The organism is Thalassotalea nanhaiensis (assembly GCF_031583575.1).
In the GTDB taxonomy this organism is placed as follows: Bacteria; Pseudomonadota; Gammaproteobacteria; order Enterobacterales; family Alteromonadaceae; genus Thalassotalea_A; species Thalassotalea_A nanhaiensis.
The window spans coordinates 588,860-601,764 of record NZ_CP134146.1 but is presented as its reverse complement, the minus strand read 5'-3'; the positions used below and the strand labels follow the sequence as shown (position 1 = coordinate 601,764).

Genomic DNA, 12,905 nt, shown 5'->3' with positions numbered 1-12,905 from the left:
CGAAATTAAGATGAATGTTCCATTAATATCTTTGCAAAATGTTGGTAAAAAGTACCAACAATTAGCGGCCCTGGAATCGGTAACCATGACCCTTAATCAAGGTGAAGTACTTGGCTTATTTGGTCATAATGGCGCCGGCAAAACAACAATGATGAAACTAATTTTAGGGGTTATATCTCCAAGTAGTGGCAGCGTTGAAGTCATGGGCATGGCTCCTGATTCTAAAGAGGCTTGGCATAGCCGAACCCAAATAGGCTACTTACCAGAAAACGTAAGTTTTTATGAGCAACTTACCGGCTTAGAAGTCCTTACTTACTTTGCAAAGCTAAAAGGCTTTAATAAGAAAACGGCCATTGCTTTGCTCGAACAAGTCGGTATTACTCACGCAATGAAACGACAAGTTAAAACCTATTCAAAAGGCATGAGGCAACGATTAGGCTTAGCACAAGCGTTTATTGGTGAACCTAAATTATTGTTATTAGATGAACCTACTGTCGGCTTAGATCCAATCGCCACAGCTGACTTTTATCGTACCGTTGATCAACTAAAGACCAATGGTTCAAGTGTTATTTTATGTTCTCACGTACTGCCAGGTGTTGAACAACATATTGACCGTGCAATGATTTTATCTGATGGAGAAGTCCTCGCGGCAGGAACGTTGAATGAATTGAGGCAAAACGCCAATATGCCGGTGAAAATTAAACCTAAAGGGTTAAATGGTGCAGTCAGCAATGATCCTAAATTAAGTCAATTTTTAACTTGCAAGCTTGATCAACAAACCTTACTTGTTCCCGAGCAAGACAAGTTATCCACCTTAAGACAACTACTCTCTTATGACGCTATGGATGATATTCAAGTTGAGCCAGCTAATTTAGAGCAGCTTTATCAGCATTACCTCACTCAAAGAACAAGTGAATTTAGAGGAGAGAGCTCATGATGCAAATTTTCAATGTTGCACTAAAAGAATTTCAAGACGGGCTGCGAAATCGTTGGCTGGTTTCTATTACTATTATTTTTACTATTTTATCCTTGGGATTAACCTATTTTGGTGGCGCAGCGTCAGGTAGCATCGGCATTGCATCATTATCTACAACCATTGCCAGCCTCGCCAGCTTGGCAGTATTTCTTATCCCGTTAATTGCCTTATTAATAAGTTATGACAGTTTTGTTGGTGAGCAAGAAAGTGGCACGCTGTTATTGTTACTCACTTATCCGTTAAGTAAAACGCAGCTATTACTTGGTAAATTTTTTGGCCAAGGGGCGATTATTGCTTTAGCCATATTATTGGGGTTTGGCACCTCAGCTGCACTGCTATTTTTCCAATTGGATAATAGCCAAGTTATCAGCAGTTTTGCCCTGTTTATTTGCAGCGCAATTTTACTGGGTTTGAGTTTTACGGCTATCGCTTACTTGATCAGTTTATCGGTAAGTGAAAAATCAAAGGCTGCTGGTTTTGCCCTAATAACCTGGTTTATTTTTGCACTTGTATTTGATCTGGCATTATTAGCCTTATTGGTTGGTATTGATAATGGTTTAAGCCAGCAAGGATTAACTCAAGTAATGTTGTTAAACCCAGCGGACATATTCCGTTTAGTGAATCTTTCGGGGTTAGATAGTAGTGATGTTAATGGCGCAGTTGCCATTGCCATAAACTCCAGCTTGTCACAAACCGTATTAATAAGTTCGTTGTTTGCTTGGGTTATATTACCGTTAAGCCTAGCTATTTTTGTTCTGAAGAAGAAAACCCTGTAATGAAAAATATATTAAAAATCACGTTAATTGCGAGCACCCTTTTATGCTTAACCGCTTGTGGTGAGCAAGACCAAAAACAAATAGTTTATCAAGCACAAGCCATAGAAAGTTCCGATGAGTGTCATTTGTGTGGCATGCTAATCACTAACTTTGCTGGTCCTAAAGGCGAGTTATATCGCAAGGACAGAGGCGAAAAAGTACATAAGTTTTGTTCAACCCGAGATATGTTTAGCTTTTATCTAGACCCAGAAAACAAACGTAACGTTACGACTATTTACGTACATGACATGAGTAAAATGCCTTGGGATGCACCAAACGATGGCTACTTTATCGATGCCAAAACTGCTTGGTTTGTTGTTGGCTCAGAAAAAACAGGGGCCATGGGGAAAACATTGGCAAGCTTTAGCAAACAGCAAGATGCTCTGGCATTTGCTCAAGAGTTTGGTGGTGAGGTACTCGATTTTAGTCAAGTAGATCAAGCAAGTTTAATGTAAGTTACTTAACTATATAAAGCCCTAATTCACATGCAAATCAGGGCTTTAATTAATTTAGGACAACGCTTTAACGATCAACGCTTTATCATGTTCTGGCAGTGACAGTGTTAGTGCTTTTTGATGGCCTTGATCTGACATTTTTGCCCAAGTTTTTTGTAATACCGAAATGACTTTTTCCTCAGTATGATCTGCTGCGAAATCAGTGAAGTAATACTGCAAAAATACCAAGCACACCACATCTTCTAATGTTTGAGTTTGTGGATCTCGCTTTAATTGTTTTTTCAACAGAAGAAACTGTACTTTTTCAATGGTTTCATCATCAAAATTAATCGACGAGAGAATTTCGGCGGCCTTTTGTGCATGAAATTTATTTAACTCTTTGCGCCATAATAAATAACCGGCTCTGTTCATTTCATAATTTTTACGCGGATGTTGCCATCGGCAGATATGCTGACTATGCGTTGCCAGTTTTAATGCGAGTGAGGCATCAGGCGCAAAGTCTGCCAACATGTCAGTCATTCGCATCGAATACAGTATTTCTTTTGGATATTCCTTACTCTGCCAAACCTCTTTGTTTGGATCTTCAGAATTGGCTTTATCGATTAATTGAATTGCCTGATTAAATTTTTCAGTGTTCATATGAAAAACAATTACCTTATGGTGAAGTGAGTAAGTTACTGTTAATAATATACCGTAGCTGATTAGTCAATGTTAATGCTCTTAACCAACTCATTTTTTAGCCATTGCTCGGCTGGGCTATATTTAATTTGAGGTGCTTCTAGCAAAAGCAATTCATACATGTGCTCTTGGGCAAGATCAAACTCATAAATAGACGAAAATTTATCGGCAAATTCCGGTGTATTAAGCATAAAACTTGGCGCAATAAATAAATAATCATTACTTTCTAACAATGCCGTTAACATACTCAGTTGACTACTTTTACACGAAATTTGAGGTTTAAAATTTAATAGTCGATATATCCTATCTGCGGGATTTTCAAAACTCTTACTTTCAGTGGGCCCGATTTGATAATCAATAAACTTATAACGGCATAAATCATCAATAGTACTTGGAGCTTTTTTATTTGCTAACGGATGGCTTTTCCTGGCAAAAACATTGGGTTTAACAAAGCCTAAAGAGGTATGGCTGAAATGGCTGTTTTTAGGTTTTGCAATATGAATGGCAAAATCATATTTTCCCTTTTCTAAAGAGGTAAATGGATCAGCCTCGCTCGGAAAGTCGACTATGCATATATCTGGTGCAATTTTGTTTAATTTTAAAATAAAGGGTAATAATACTAAATGGCAAATAACCGATGGCACTGAAATTGAAAATGTCTCATTACACGTTGCCGGGGTAAACTCGTTCTGTTTTAGCAAGCCGTTAACTTGATTCAGTATACTTGGCAGCTTTTGTTCCAGCTCCATACCTTTAGCCGTAGGAAATATTCCCGTTGATGTGCGATGAAATAGCGGATCATCAAAAATATCTCTTAGCCTTTGCAGGGCTTTACTCATCGCCGGCTGTGTCACAAACATAACATCAGCGGCTTTGCTTACACTTCGTTCATTCAATAATACACTTAAAGAAATCAACAGGTTCAAATCAACCCGTGCCAGTTTTTGTTCCAACTTGTTCATTAATGAGCCTCTTTAAAAAACGATGATATTCCCCTGAGTTATATCGCAAATAAAAATACATCATTTGTTGTTATATCCATAGCTTAATACAATAAAAACATCTTAGCCAATCATCAAAATTTATAAGTAACTGTGGAGAATATGATGAATAGATTTAGTTTGTTTTTCTTGTGTTTCGCATTTTTAGCTGGTTGCTCTTCCAGTTATGAAGCAAATACAGACTATAAAAAAGAATATGACTTTTCAAAAGTAGGATCATATTTTGTTATCGCTGATAAAGGCTTAAAAAACCCTATGCTAAGTGATATTGACCGAGGTCGTATTTCTTATGCCATAGATAGCAAACTGCAAAAGGAAGGATTTAAGGCAGCAGGACACAATTCAGCAGATATTCTTATCAGCTACTTTGTCATCACTAAAGATAAAGTAAAAGTAACGTCATACGTACACAATCCTCGATACGTTTACGCCCCAACATATGATCCAGGCATTAGCGCCAAAGACTATACCGAAGGCACATTTGTTTTAGATTTTATTGACAACAAAACTAAACAAACAGTATGGCGCAGCACCTTAACTAAACCGTTGAAGACGTTTGACAGCATAGAGCAAAGAGATCAAGCGATAGCTGAGTTGATAAACAAAATGCTTGCTGAACTTCCAAAATGAATAACTTTTAACGAACCGTATTAACAACCAACAATTACAACATTGAGAGTTTTGTAATTGTAAAATCACACTAATTGAAATGAGTTTTAACAATGAATACACACATCATATTTAAACAAATAATGTTCACAGCATTCACTTGCCTAACATTAAGTGGCTGCATTCAATCAGCAACAGAAACAGAAACAGAACAGGTAGCACAACATCAACCTGTAAAAAGCCCCAATATTATCGTCATCCTTGCAGATGATTTAGGCTATTCGGATATTGCGCCTTTTGGTAGTGAAATTGACACCCCAAACCTAAATACGCTCGCAGAGCAGGGCATAAAAATGACCAATTTTCATGTTGGTGCTGCCTGCTCTCCAACCCGAACTATGTTGATGACAGGTGTTGATAACCACTTTGCCGGCTTAGGTAATATGCTTGAAATACAGGCAGACAACCAGTTTGGTAAGCCTGGTTATGAAGGGCATTTAAATAACAGTGTTGTAACTGTTTCCAATGTATTAAAGGAGCAAGGCTACAACACTTATATGGTAGGTAAGTGGCATCTTGGCAAGTCAGCAGAAAATTTACCATCAGGTAGAGGCTTTGATCGCTCATTTACATTACTTGAAAGTGGCGCCGATAACTGGGTAGACCAATCATATGGCCCTATGTATAAAAAAGTACATTATTATGAAGATGGTAAGCCTACCGAACTTCCAAAAGACGATTATTATTCGACTGATTTTTACACTGACAAAATGATCGATTACATCGAATCTAACCGTAATTCAGGCAAGCCATTTTTTAGCTATGTTGCATATCAAGCAGTACATAGTCCACATCAGGCTCCTAAAGAATATGTAGACAAATACAACGGTGTTTATGATCAAGGTTGGGATAAGCAAAGAGAGTTACGACTAGCAAAACAAAAGGAAATTGGACTGATTTCTCAAGAGACTGTTTTAGCAGAAAACTTTGATAAATCTACGATGTACAAGCTTTCAGATTGGGACCAGTACAGCGTAGAAGAAAAGCAATTCCAAGCACGTAGAATGCAAGTATACGCCGGGATGGTTGACAATATGGACCACAATATCGGCCGCTTAATGGCATATTTAAAGTCTATTGGTGAAGATGAAAATACCCTTATCATTTTTATGTCTGATAATGGTGCTGATGCCACAGAACTGCAAAACATTCCAGTATTTGAGCCTTGGTATAGAGGAAACTATAACTACACTTATCCGTCAGAAATGACAAAAGGTTTCCCAGAGCTTGGTCAGAAAGGATCATTCTCTGCCTATGGACCTGGCTGGGCATCGGTAAGTAATACACCAATGAGTTATTGGAAAACCTATTCTTCTGAAGGCGGTATTCGTTCACCACTGATTGCGTATTACCCGAAAAAAATTAAAGCAGGACAACAACTGGATTCATTCGCTTACGTTAGTGATATTTTGCCAACCCTTATAAATGTAGCCGGCACAACCGTTACTGATGCATACGCTGACAAAACCGATGTACATACACCTAAAGGTAAAAGCATGTGGCCATTGTTTACAGGCCAAACAAGTAAGGTTCACGATAACGATTCGATGATAGGTTACGAGCTTGCTGGTAGTAGTGCGATGTTTAATGGCGATTATAAGTTGGTTAAAAACCTGCCACCTAAAGGGACTGGTCAATGGGAGCTGTATAACATTGTTAAAGACCCAGCAGAAGTTAACAACCTTGCTAAAGTAAACCCTGAAAAATTGGCGACGTTAATTAAGGCTTATGAAGATTATGCATCAACTAACAATGTAATACCCGTACCAGAAGGCTACAACCCGAAGGTACAGCTGATGAAAAATGCTAAGCGCAAAACCACAGCGCATTAACTTATAGCAACACTTTAACCTAAAACAGCACATTAATTTGTGCTGTTTAAATTAATTAAAAATCATTAGTTAAGGATGTAACGTGACAAAGAATATTTTAGTAATTGGTGCTTCATCAGGCATGGGCAAAGATTTATCACTTGCTTTACTTAAAGCCAATCACAATGTGTATTGCTGCGCCCGCCGTGTAGATAAAATGCAATATTTACAAGAGCAAGGCGCCAATATTTATAAATTGGATGTTTGTGATGAAAGCAACGTACAACAAGTCGTGGCAGAGGTTATTAAACACGCCGGCCACCTTGATATTGTTTACTCAAATTCGGGATTTGCTATAGCAGGCCCGGTTGAGGAAACACCAATCGACAAAGTTCATGCTCAGTTTGATACCAACGTTTATGGCGCAGCACGTGTTGCTAGAGCTGTATTACCTTATATGCGTGAACAAAATAGTGGCCGCATTATATTTACCACGTCTATTGCGGCACGAATATCAACGAGCATGAACTCTTGGTATTCGGCCAGCAAACACGCGTTAAATGGTATGGCAAAAGGATTAGCGCAAGAGGTTGCTGACTTTAACATTAAGGTGATCACCATAGAGCCAGGCTGCGTTAAAACCGAGTTTGACAGCCATCAATTAGCAGACATGGTAGCGACTAACAATATGGAAACATACAAAGCTATTGTTGAAAAATCCCATGACTTTTTAGCAGACGCTTATGGCAAAGGGTCCTGCACACAATCTACCGTTAATACCATGCTAAAAGCTGGTTTTGCTAACAAACCAAAACTTTCTTACCGGTCAACCTTGGACGCAAAGTTAATGCTTTTCGCACAAAACTTAATCGGTGAAAAACTTATGGGTAAGGCCGTTTTAAAACTTATTAAGAAGTTTTAAGCAAACCTCTACCCCTTAACCAATATTCAAAATTTAATTTATCTGAATCAAGGATCATTATGTTTTTTACAAAATTTTTAAAGCCCTTCTTAATTATTGGCGGCCTAGTTACCATGTACGCAGCAATTTATGCATTTTGGCCACAATGGGCACTTGCAGATATGAATCAACTCCCTTACGACAATCAATATTTATTTATCATACGTCACTGGGGAATTATGGTTGGATTAATGGGCTTTTTTATCGCAGCCTCTGCATTTGTACCAAAATGGCAGCAATCAATAATTCTATACTCGTTTTTAGAAAAGCTGTTCATGGTCTACTTATATACAAGTAATGCATTTTCACCTGAAACTGCTTGGTTAAATGAATGGTTTGTACCATTTGCGATTACCGACATTACTATCTGTACCTTCACACTTGGCTATTGGTTTGAGCAATACAAGTTAGGTAAAAAGAATACAGGCTTGAACAAAAGAGCACGATAAGAATTACATTGCAGCACTGTTAGGGTTAGGTAATATTGTCCTAACAGTGGCTCTACAATATAGAACATAAAACTATCGAAAAAGAACACCGTCATCAGACCATGCTTTTGGGTGGGAGCGCTCCAGTTTTAAGATGATTTATTTAGGCAGTTTTGTGCCATTGAGAGACAGTCGTACTAGCCCATTTCAACTCTGAATAACTTCAAAAGATGTAAACTTAATTGAAATGATATCACCGCTTTGCATTTCTATTTCAAAAGTATTATCACGCTGAACTGTCGTGTTAATTGAAATAGATTTTCCCCAAGGATTTTCGGCAGGAATATGTAAGTCATTGCATTCAAAGAATGTTATCAGAGTTGAGCCACTACTAGTTTTTAGTGTTAATTCAGTAGTCTGTTTTATCCAATTGAATTTAATAGATTCAAGTGTCGAGTCATGCAAATCTAACTTGTTTAAATCTTTCAAAATTAAATCCCTATAAAGCTCTAGTTCCGTTTATCGCTCTAACCCGACCTTAACCTTTTCAATAGCTTATGGTCAAGTCAGTGCCAATCAGAGACTGTCGTTGATATATTGACGTATTCTAATTTCATCTCCAGACTGCATGTATTCAAACTCATCAATATGGTTTTTATGGACAAGGTATCGGTCTTTTAAAACACCGTGATTAAAAAGTTCACAAACCAACACTTTGCCAAGTTTTATTTCAGAAAGAACATCTATATAAGCTAGCTCTGTGTAGCAACCATCTGAGCCACTAAACATTAAGACACCATGCTCATGCCAAGGTGTACCAGAAAAGCCAATTAATGAATCTGTTTGCTCATCTATATTTTGAAAAACTAAAATGGCATCTTCAAAGATTTTAATGTCAACTGAGGTTTGGGAGCTATCAACTATACTAAAACCGAGTTCCTTTGATAGTTCAGCTACTAATTTGAGGTCGTAAATCATCTTGCTACCTGAGAATAATCCTTTATTTAATGCGGGTATAAATTGGTTAGTCGACGGTCTGGTTATCGCTCAAACCTGTCGGTGAGCTTTTGATTAATTTACGTTATATATCTGAGTGTTGCAAATGTATTGGTGCCAACAATTCACTTTATTCAACCTATAGGAATACAAATAAAACTAGCCGTACTTGCGAAATGTAAGATAAAACAATGATAGGGCCGCAAGTAAAGGTAATAATACAAAGATTAGTAACTTAGGTTCAAACCCCATCAATTGATAGCACTTTAGAACTGATAAACTTCCCAACACCAACCCTATACGACAATATTTTGTTTGTGATTGGTTCAAAGCTTTGCCTAAAGGAATATTTATAGCAACAAACACCGAAGTCAGTCCAATCCAACCAAAGGCAAATGCTAAAAAGGTTAGAATACCTTCTATTTCTAATGACCATACTGAAGCCAACATATAGGGGACGAGACCAATACTGGTCAACAAGAAAAATGTAACTGGCGTGAAGCAGATGATGACTAGTAAATAAACTATAAACTTTTTCATATTAAGCTAAAAATTCTACATCCCATAACTTCCGCTTATCGCTCATTTTTGTCGTTCGGTTGACCCAAACTTTTGCTCAACTTCAAGCGAAGTTATTCGGCTTAAAATTGGGTTGCCGCCACCATGACATTCTGAGTTAGGGTACGACTTAACCCAATACTCATTCGCATCTTCATTTATGTATAAAGTTTCCCAGTCTGAAGAATCAGTAGTTAACTTTTTACACCGACATTTTATAAAGTCGTTTATAGTTTCGACGTCAGTAATAACATCCATATTTTAGACTTCCCTATGTCTGCTGCTCGCTCGCAGCGGCCTGTGAGCTTTTGATTACATTACGTTAAATCGGTGAGTGGTGCAAACGTGCCATTCTTGAATTTGTTAAGCACCATTTTCTGTGTAGATTATATAGAACGCACCTTGCTCATTTATCATTTTTTGCCAATCCTCATGACCTTCAGATTGCTTACTGTAATCGCGTAGAGTTATTTCACTGTACTCTTCGATATTAACATTGTTCCAATCTTGACTCTCAAGCAATTGGGTAATATGAGTAGCTGAGAGTTCAATATTGGCTTTATCTATAATGGCTAAGAAAGGATACACCTTTTCTATTTCATATAATCCATCATGACCTGAATAAGTAACAAGTCCTTTAACTGTGAAACCTATTTTGGAGTTGTCAGCGTATTCTTCCAATTCACTTATTTTATTTTTGATTTTTTCAATGATTTTTGCGAACACTCAAGGCTTCCTGCTATGTATAAAGATTGTGTGGAGAAGTTTTAATACCACTGTCTGCTGTTCGCTCAAACCTGTCGATGGACTTTTGATTACATTACGATAGATTGCTTAGATGTGCAATTAGTCTCAGCACCTATTTGGGAGGAGATGCTACAATAGTTGTAGTGATATGATGAGAGATAATCCATGACAGATGCTGAAGCACTTGAACTCATTGCGTTATATGCTAATAACGCATTAACAAGCTTTACTATTTATATCACTTTTACGTTTGGTTTCTTAGTTACCGCGTTCGTTGTTGGGGCGAAGCTTACACGATTTCAGGCTTTCGTAGTCAGCACCTTGTATTTAATTTCTGTAGGCAGTGCGGCATTATCTTTAATTGTAGATATGCAAGTTTGGGTAGCTATCAAAGAAAGTACACCAACACTTATAGATGAACTACCACTGACCAACGGGACTTTTTGGCTTACCTATATGTGTATTGTTTTGATAGGTGGTATTTTAGTAAGCTTGTATTTTTTATGGGATATAAGGCAAGGCCATAAACTCACCTCCTAATTAAATTGCCAACGGCTGTTCCTCGCTCTAAACAGACCTTAACCTTTTCAATTAGTTAAGGTCAAGTTGACGATGATTTACGGCTCTTCACTTGAAAGCCTAAAGTAAGCAATCAGTTCGTTATCTGATTCGTAAGTACCTTCAAAATCCTTCGTACTTTCAGGAGCAAGACTAAACGGAATATCGATATACCCTAAATCTTTAGGTGTATTCGCCATGGTCGGGAGATGTTTACGTAAATGAATATAAACGAAACCTGTATGTATTTTTGTTGTAGTGTTCGTTATTTGGTAACTATATTTACAAATATCAGCTTCACAATTGAAAGCTGTAGAATGAATGGTTATGGGGTTATCACTAGTTAGTATATAAGCAACACCACTCAAGAGAAGAAGACTTACAACCCAAATATTCATTAACTTAGTAAAAGACAAAACATTCCTTTATTGACTCGCTGTTGTTCGCTCATTCCAAAACTTCAAATTTTAAAGCTCCACCGTTGATTTCAACTTTACCAAAATCACCAATCAACTCAAACTTATCTTCTAATACGGTTAATGTATCTATGTTTCCATAATCAATTGAACCATCAGCATCTGTTGATGGTTTGACGGATTCCTTAGATAGTAAGCCAGTAATGGAAGTTATATTTTCAAATGAAATTAATGCATTCCGATAGCAAGTGTATTCATCTTTTTTAGGGGGATAATAAAAGTCGGATTCTGGCCAAATACTAGCAATCAAATCGAACTTTAAGCGGTTGTTTTCAAGAGACCAATCTATAACAAGAGAATCGTTTAAATCAATTCCTTTGAATATATCTAATGCTCTCCAGTCCATATTAATTATTCCCTGTTAACTTCCGCTTATCGCTCATTACAGCCTATCTTATTGGACCGAGTTACTCAAATGAGTTGTTTTCCGTCAGTTGGTAAGTTTGGCGATTATTAGTTTTGCCTATTCAGATTGAAGCTCATTCAATTTCCACTTTAAAGCCTTAAGCAATTACCACTTTATTACGACCAGTATTTTTGGCTTTATAAAGAGCCTTGTCAGCCTGAGCAATTAATAGCTCAATGGCTTTTTGGTCATTTTTTTCACTGATTTCAGCCTTACAATGAACAACTCCGAAGCTAGCAGTAATTTTTTGAGGAATACTCTCAAAACATAATGAGCTAATCGCTATCCTTAGGCGCTCTGTAATTTCACTGACTAAGTGGTAGTTATTGTGTCTTAAAATCGCAATAAATTCCTCACCGCCCCAACGCCCCAGCTCATCAAATAATCTAAGTTCACTTTTAATCGAATCGGCAATTGCTATTAACACTTCATCGCCTGCCAAGTGGCCGAATTGATCGTTTATTGATTTAAAATGGTCTATATCAAAAAGAACAACACTAAATTGGGTTGAGCCACGTTTATATTCGCTTAACATTTTTCTCAAACTTTCATTAATGCCACGACGGTTTGAAACCTTAGTCAAACTATCTATTTTTGATAATTTATACATGAGATTTGCGTTGTTTCTATCGTGGTAGCTCATCATTTTTAAATGACTAACTCCCCATAATAAACAAATATAAACAGGGTGTGAGAGCATTAAATTTAAGGTTAAGCTATGTGCGATCGGTGAGTGATTATATACGTTATCAAAGCATAATAGTTCAGGCAGAAATAAACATAGAGCAAAAACCAGTGAAAATTTTAAAGCATTATATTTTTTTAAAAATAGGAAAGCACCGATATAGGCTATTGGCAACCACTGGCTCAAGGAAGATAAGTTGTAATGAGAGCTCTCACCTATCACTTCCAGATATATAAATATGTAGTAATAATCAACAACAAAATAAGTCATGAACAATATAAAAAACAAGCAAGTGACTACTTCAATGTTAGTTTTACTCCGATAGGAGTATATAAGATTCGTTGCTAAAAAGAGGGTAAGTAATGGATAACAAAATTTATTAAATGAACTGATTTGTTGTAAATAAGTTTCAGTTGACCAAATTGCTAATAAACATATAAAAGAAATAAACATTACAGGACGAATGAATAATAAAAATGATTGAGAAAAGTAGACGCTTTGTTGCCTGGTAATGTCCCTATGATTAAGAGGGGGTTTGCCTAAATTAAGTATATTCTTACAAATTGTTTTTACAGAAAGGTTCACAGGAAAATAACCCCTTGTTAGTTTAGAGTTTTTCATTAACATTTTATTTACATTATTTTGAGCGCTGCGGACTCTAACACAGATCATTTATTGTACAAAG

The 12,905-nt window shown here is 36.9% G+C and carries 18 protein-coding genes; 8 read left to right on the top strand and 10 right to left on the bottom strand.

Annotation, left to right across the window (positions count from 1 at the left end; genetic code table 11):
• Positions 1-10 precede the first annotated feature (10 nt).
• From RI845_RS02865 to RI845_RS02855, 3 genes are read left to right on the top strand one after another with little or no spacing between them, the layout of a single operon-like run.
• Positions 11-937, top strand: coding sequence for an ABC transporter ATP-binding protein (locus RI845_RS02865; protein WP_348388249.1), 927 nt, complete (start codon positions 11-13; stop codon positions 935-937).
• On the top strand, positions 934-1,752 hold the full coding sequence (locus RI845_RS02860) for an ABC transporter permease (RefSeq protein WP_348388248.1): 819 nt from the start codon (positions 934-936) through the stop codon (positions 1,750-1,752). The genes RI845_RS02865 and RI845_RS02860 overlap by 4 nt, the downstream gene beginning before the upstream one ends.
• Positions 1,752-2,246: a nitrous oxide reductase accessory protein NosL gene (locus tag RI845_RS02855; RefSeq protein WP_348388247.1), complete on the top strand. Its 495-nt coding sequence runs from the start codon at positions 1,752-1,754 to the stop codon at positions 2,244-2,246. The genes RI845_RS02860 and RI845_RS02855 overlap by 1 nt, the downstream gene beginning before the upstream one ends.
• Before the next feature lie 54 nt (positions 2,247-2,300).
• Here the strand turns inward: RI845_RS02855 and RI845_RS02850 are convergent, their stop codons facing one another.
• Positions 2,301-2,885 carry a DUF4202 domain-containing protein gene (locus tag RI845_RS02850; RefSeq protein ID WP_348388246.1) on the bottom strand — a complete coding sequence of 195 codons (585 nt, stop codon included), beginning with the start codon at positions 2,883-2,885 and terminating at the stop codon, positions 2,301-2,303.
• Between the two features lie 62 nt (positions 2,886-2,947).
• Positions 2,948-3,886, bottom strand: a complete 939-nt coding sequence (locus RI845_RS02845; protein WP_348388245.1) for a LysR family transcriptional regulator — start codon at positions 3,884-3,886, stop codon at positions 2,948-2,950.
• 141 nt (positions 3,887-4,027) lie between these two features.
• Between RI845_RS02845 and RI845_RS02840 the strand changes: the two genes are divergently transcribed.
• From RI845_RS02840 to RI845_RS02825, 4 genes are all read left to right on the top strand, one after another.
• The gene (locus RI845_RS02840) at positions 4,028-4,555 is read left to right on the top strand and encodes a DUF4136 domain-containing protein (protein WP_348388244.1); all 528 of its coding nucleotides are present in this window, start codon (positions 4,028-4,030) and stop codon (positions 4,553-4,555) included.
• 92 nt (positions 4,556-4,647) lie between these two features.
• A complete protein-coding gene (locus RI845_RS02835) occupies positions 4,648-6,426 on the top strand; it encodes an arylsulfatase (protein WP_348388243.1) in 1,779 nt (592 codons plus the stop codon).
• Positions 6,427-6,508: 82 nt separating this feature from the next.
• The gene (locus RI845_RS02830) at positions 6,509-7,327 is read left to right on the top strand and encodes an SDR family oxidoreductase (protein ID WP_348388242.1); all 819 of its coding nucleotides are present in this window, start codon (positions 6,509-6,511) and stop codon (positions 7,325-7,327) included.
• Positions 7,328-7,386: 59 nt separating this feature from the next.
• Entirely contained in the window at positions 7,387-7,815 is a 429-nt protein-coding gene (locus RI845_RS02825; RefSeq protein ID WP_348388241.1) for a hypothetical protein, read from the top strand.
• A gap of 186 nt (positions 7,816-8,001) precedes the next feature.
• Here RI845_RS02825 and RI845_RS02820 read toward each other — a convergent pair whose 3' ends face one another.
• The 5 genes from RI845_RS02820 to RI845_RS02800 form a co-directional block, all read right to left on the bottom strand.
• The gene (locus RI845_RS02820; protein WP_348388240.1) at positions 8,002-8,283 is read right to left on the bottom strand and encodes a hypothetical protein; all 282 of its coding nucleotides are present in this window, start codon (positions 8,281-8,283) and stop codon (positions 8,002-8,004) included.
• Between the two features lie 87 nt (positions 8,284-8,370).
• The gene (locus tag RI845_RS02815; protein WP_348388239.1) at positions 8,371-8,772 is read right to left on the bottom strand and encodes a hypothetical protein; all 402 of its coding nucleotides are present in this window, start codon (positions 8,770-8,772) and stop codon (positions 8,371-8,373) included.
• Positions 8,773-8,949: 177 nt separating this feature from the next.
• Positions 8,950-9,240, bottom strand: a complete 291-nt coding sequence (locus tag RI845_RS02810; RefSeq protein WP_348388238.1) for a hypothetical protein — start codon at positions 9,238-9,240, stop codon at positions 8,950-8,952.
• A gap of 132 nt (positions 9,241-9,372) precedes the next feature.
• Entirely contained in the window at positions 9,373-9,606 is a 234-nt protein-coding gene (locus RI845_RS02805) for an Imm27 family immunity protein (protein WP_348388237.1), read from the bottom strand.
• A gap of 105 nt (positions 9,607-9,711) precedes the next feature.
• The gene (locus RI845_RS02800) at positions 9,712-10,074 is read right to left on the bottom strand and encodes a hypothetical protein (RefSeq protein WP_348388236.1); all 363 of its coding nucleotides are present in this window, start codon (positions 10,072-10,074) and stop codon (positions 9,712-9,714) included.
• Positions 10,075-10,260: 186 nt separating this feature from the next.
• Here RI845_RS02800 and RI845_RS02795 point away from each other — a divergent pair, with 186 nt between their 5' ends.
• On the top strand, positions 10,261-10,635 hold the full coding sequence (locus tag RI845_RS02795) for a hypothetical protein (RefSeq protein WP_348388235.1): 375 nt from the start codon (positions 10,261-10,263) through the stop codon (positions 10,633-10,635).
• Positions 10,636-10,712: 77 nt separating this feature from the next.
• On the opposite strand, the gene RI845_RS02790 is transcribed toward RI845_RS02795, so the two are convergent.
• From RI845_RS02790 to RI845_RS02780, 3 genes are all read right to left on the bottom strand, one after another.
• A complete protein-coding gene (locus RI845_RS02790) occupies positions 10,713-10,853 on the bottom strand; it encodes a hypothetical protein (RefSeq protein WP_348388234.1) in 141 nt (46 codons plus the stop codon).
• Between the two features lie 247 nt (positions 10,854-11,100).
• Positions 11,101-11,475: a hypothetical protein gene (locus RI845_RS02785; RefSeq protein ID WP_348388233.1), complete on the bottom strand. Its 375-nt coding sequence runs from the start codon at positions 11,473-11,475 to the stop codon at positions 11,101-11,103.
• Between the two features lie 157 nt (positions 11,476-11,632).
• Positions 11,633-12,841: a GGDEF domain-containing protein gene (locus RI845_RS02780; protein WP_348388232.1), complete on the bottom strand. Its 1,209-nt coding sequence runs from the start codon at positions 12,839-12,841 to the stop codon at positions 11,633-11,635.
• Positions 12,842-12,905 lie beyond the last annotated feature (64 nt).

Coding starts and splice junctions, on each gene's coding strand:
- RI845_RS02865 (WP_348388249.1), top strand. CDS start 11: ATGAATGTTCCATTAATATCTTTGCAAAATGTTGGTAAAAAGTACCAA.
- RI845_RS02860 (WP_348388248.1), top strand. CDS start 934: ATGATGCAAATTTTCAATGTTGCACTAAAAGAATTTCAAGACGGGCTG.
- RI845_RS02855 (WP_348388247.1), top strand. CDS start 1,752: ATGAAAAATATATTAAAAATCACGTTAATTGCGAGCACCCTTTTATGC.
- RI845_RS02850 (WP_348388246.1), bottom strand. CDS start 2,885: ATGAACACTGAAAAATTTAATCAGGCAATTCAATTAATCGATAAAGCC.
- RI845_RS02845 (WP_348388245.1), bottom strand. CDS start 3,886: ATGAACAAGTTGGAACAAAAACTGGCACGGGTTGATTTGAACCTGTTG.
- RI845_RS02840 (WP_348388244.1), top strand. CDS start 4,028: ATGATGAATAGATTTAGTTTGTTTTTCTTGTGTTTCGCATTTTTAGCT.
- RI845_RS02835 (WP_348388243.1), top strand. CDS start 4,648: ATGAATACACACATCATATTTAAACAAATAATGTTCACAGCATTCACT.
- RI845_RS02825 (WP_348388241.1), top strand. CDS start 7,387: ATGTTTTTTACAAAATTTTTAAAGCCCTTCTTAATTATTGGCGGCCTA.
- RI845_RS02815 (WP_348388239.1), bottom strand. CDS start 8,772: ATGATTTACGACCTCAAATTAGTAGCTGAACTATCAAAGGAACTCGGT.
- RI845_RS02810 (WP_348388238.1), bottom strand. CDS start 9,240: ATGTTGGCTTCAGTATGGTCATTAGAAATAGAAGGTATTCTAACCTTT.
- RI845_RS02805 (WP_348388237.1), bottom strand. CDS start 9,606: ATGGATGTTATTACTGACGTCGAAACTATAAACGACTTTATAAAATGT.
- RI845_RS02795 (WP_348388235.1), top strand. CDS start 10,261: ATGACAGATGCTGAAGCACTTGAACTCATTGCGTTATATGCTAATAAC.
- RI845_RS02790 (WP_348388234.1), bottom strand. CDS start 10,853: ATGGCGAATACACCTAAAGATTTAGGGTATATCGATATTCCGTTTAGT.
- RI845_RS02785 (WP_348388233.1), bottom strand. CDS start 11,475: ATGGACTGGAGAGCATTAGATATATTCAAAGGAATTGATTTAAACGAT.
- RI845_RS02780 (WP_348388232.1), bottom strand. CDS start 12,841: ATGAAAAACTCTAAACTAACAAGGGGTTATTTTCCTGTGAACCTTTCT.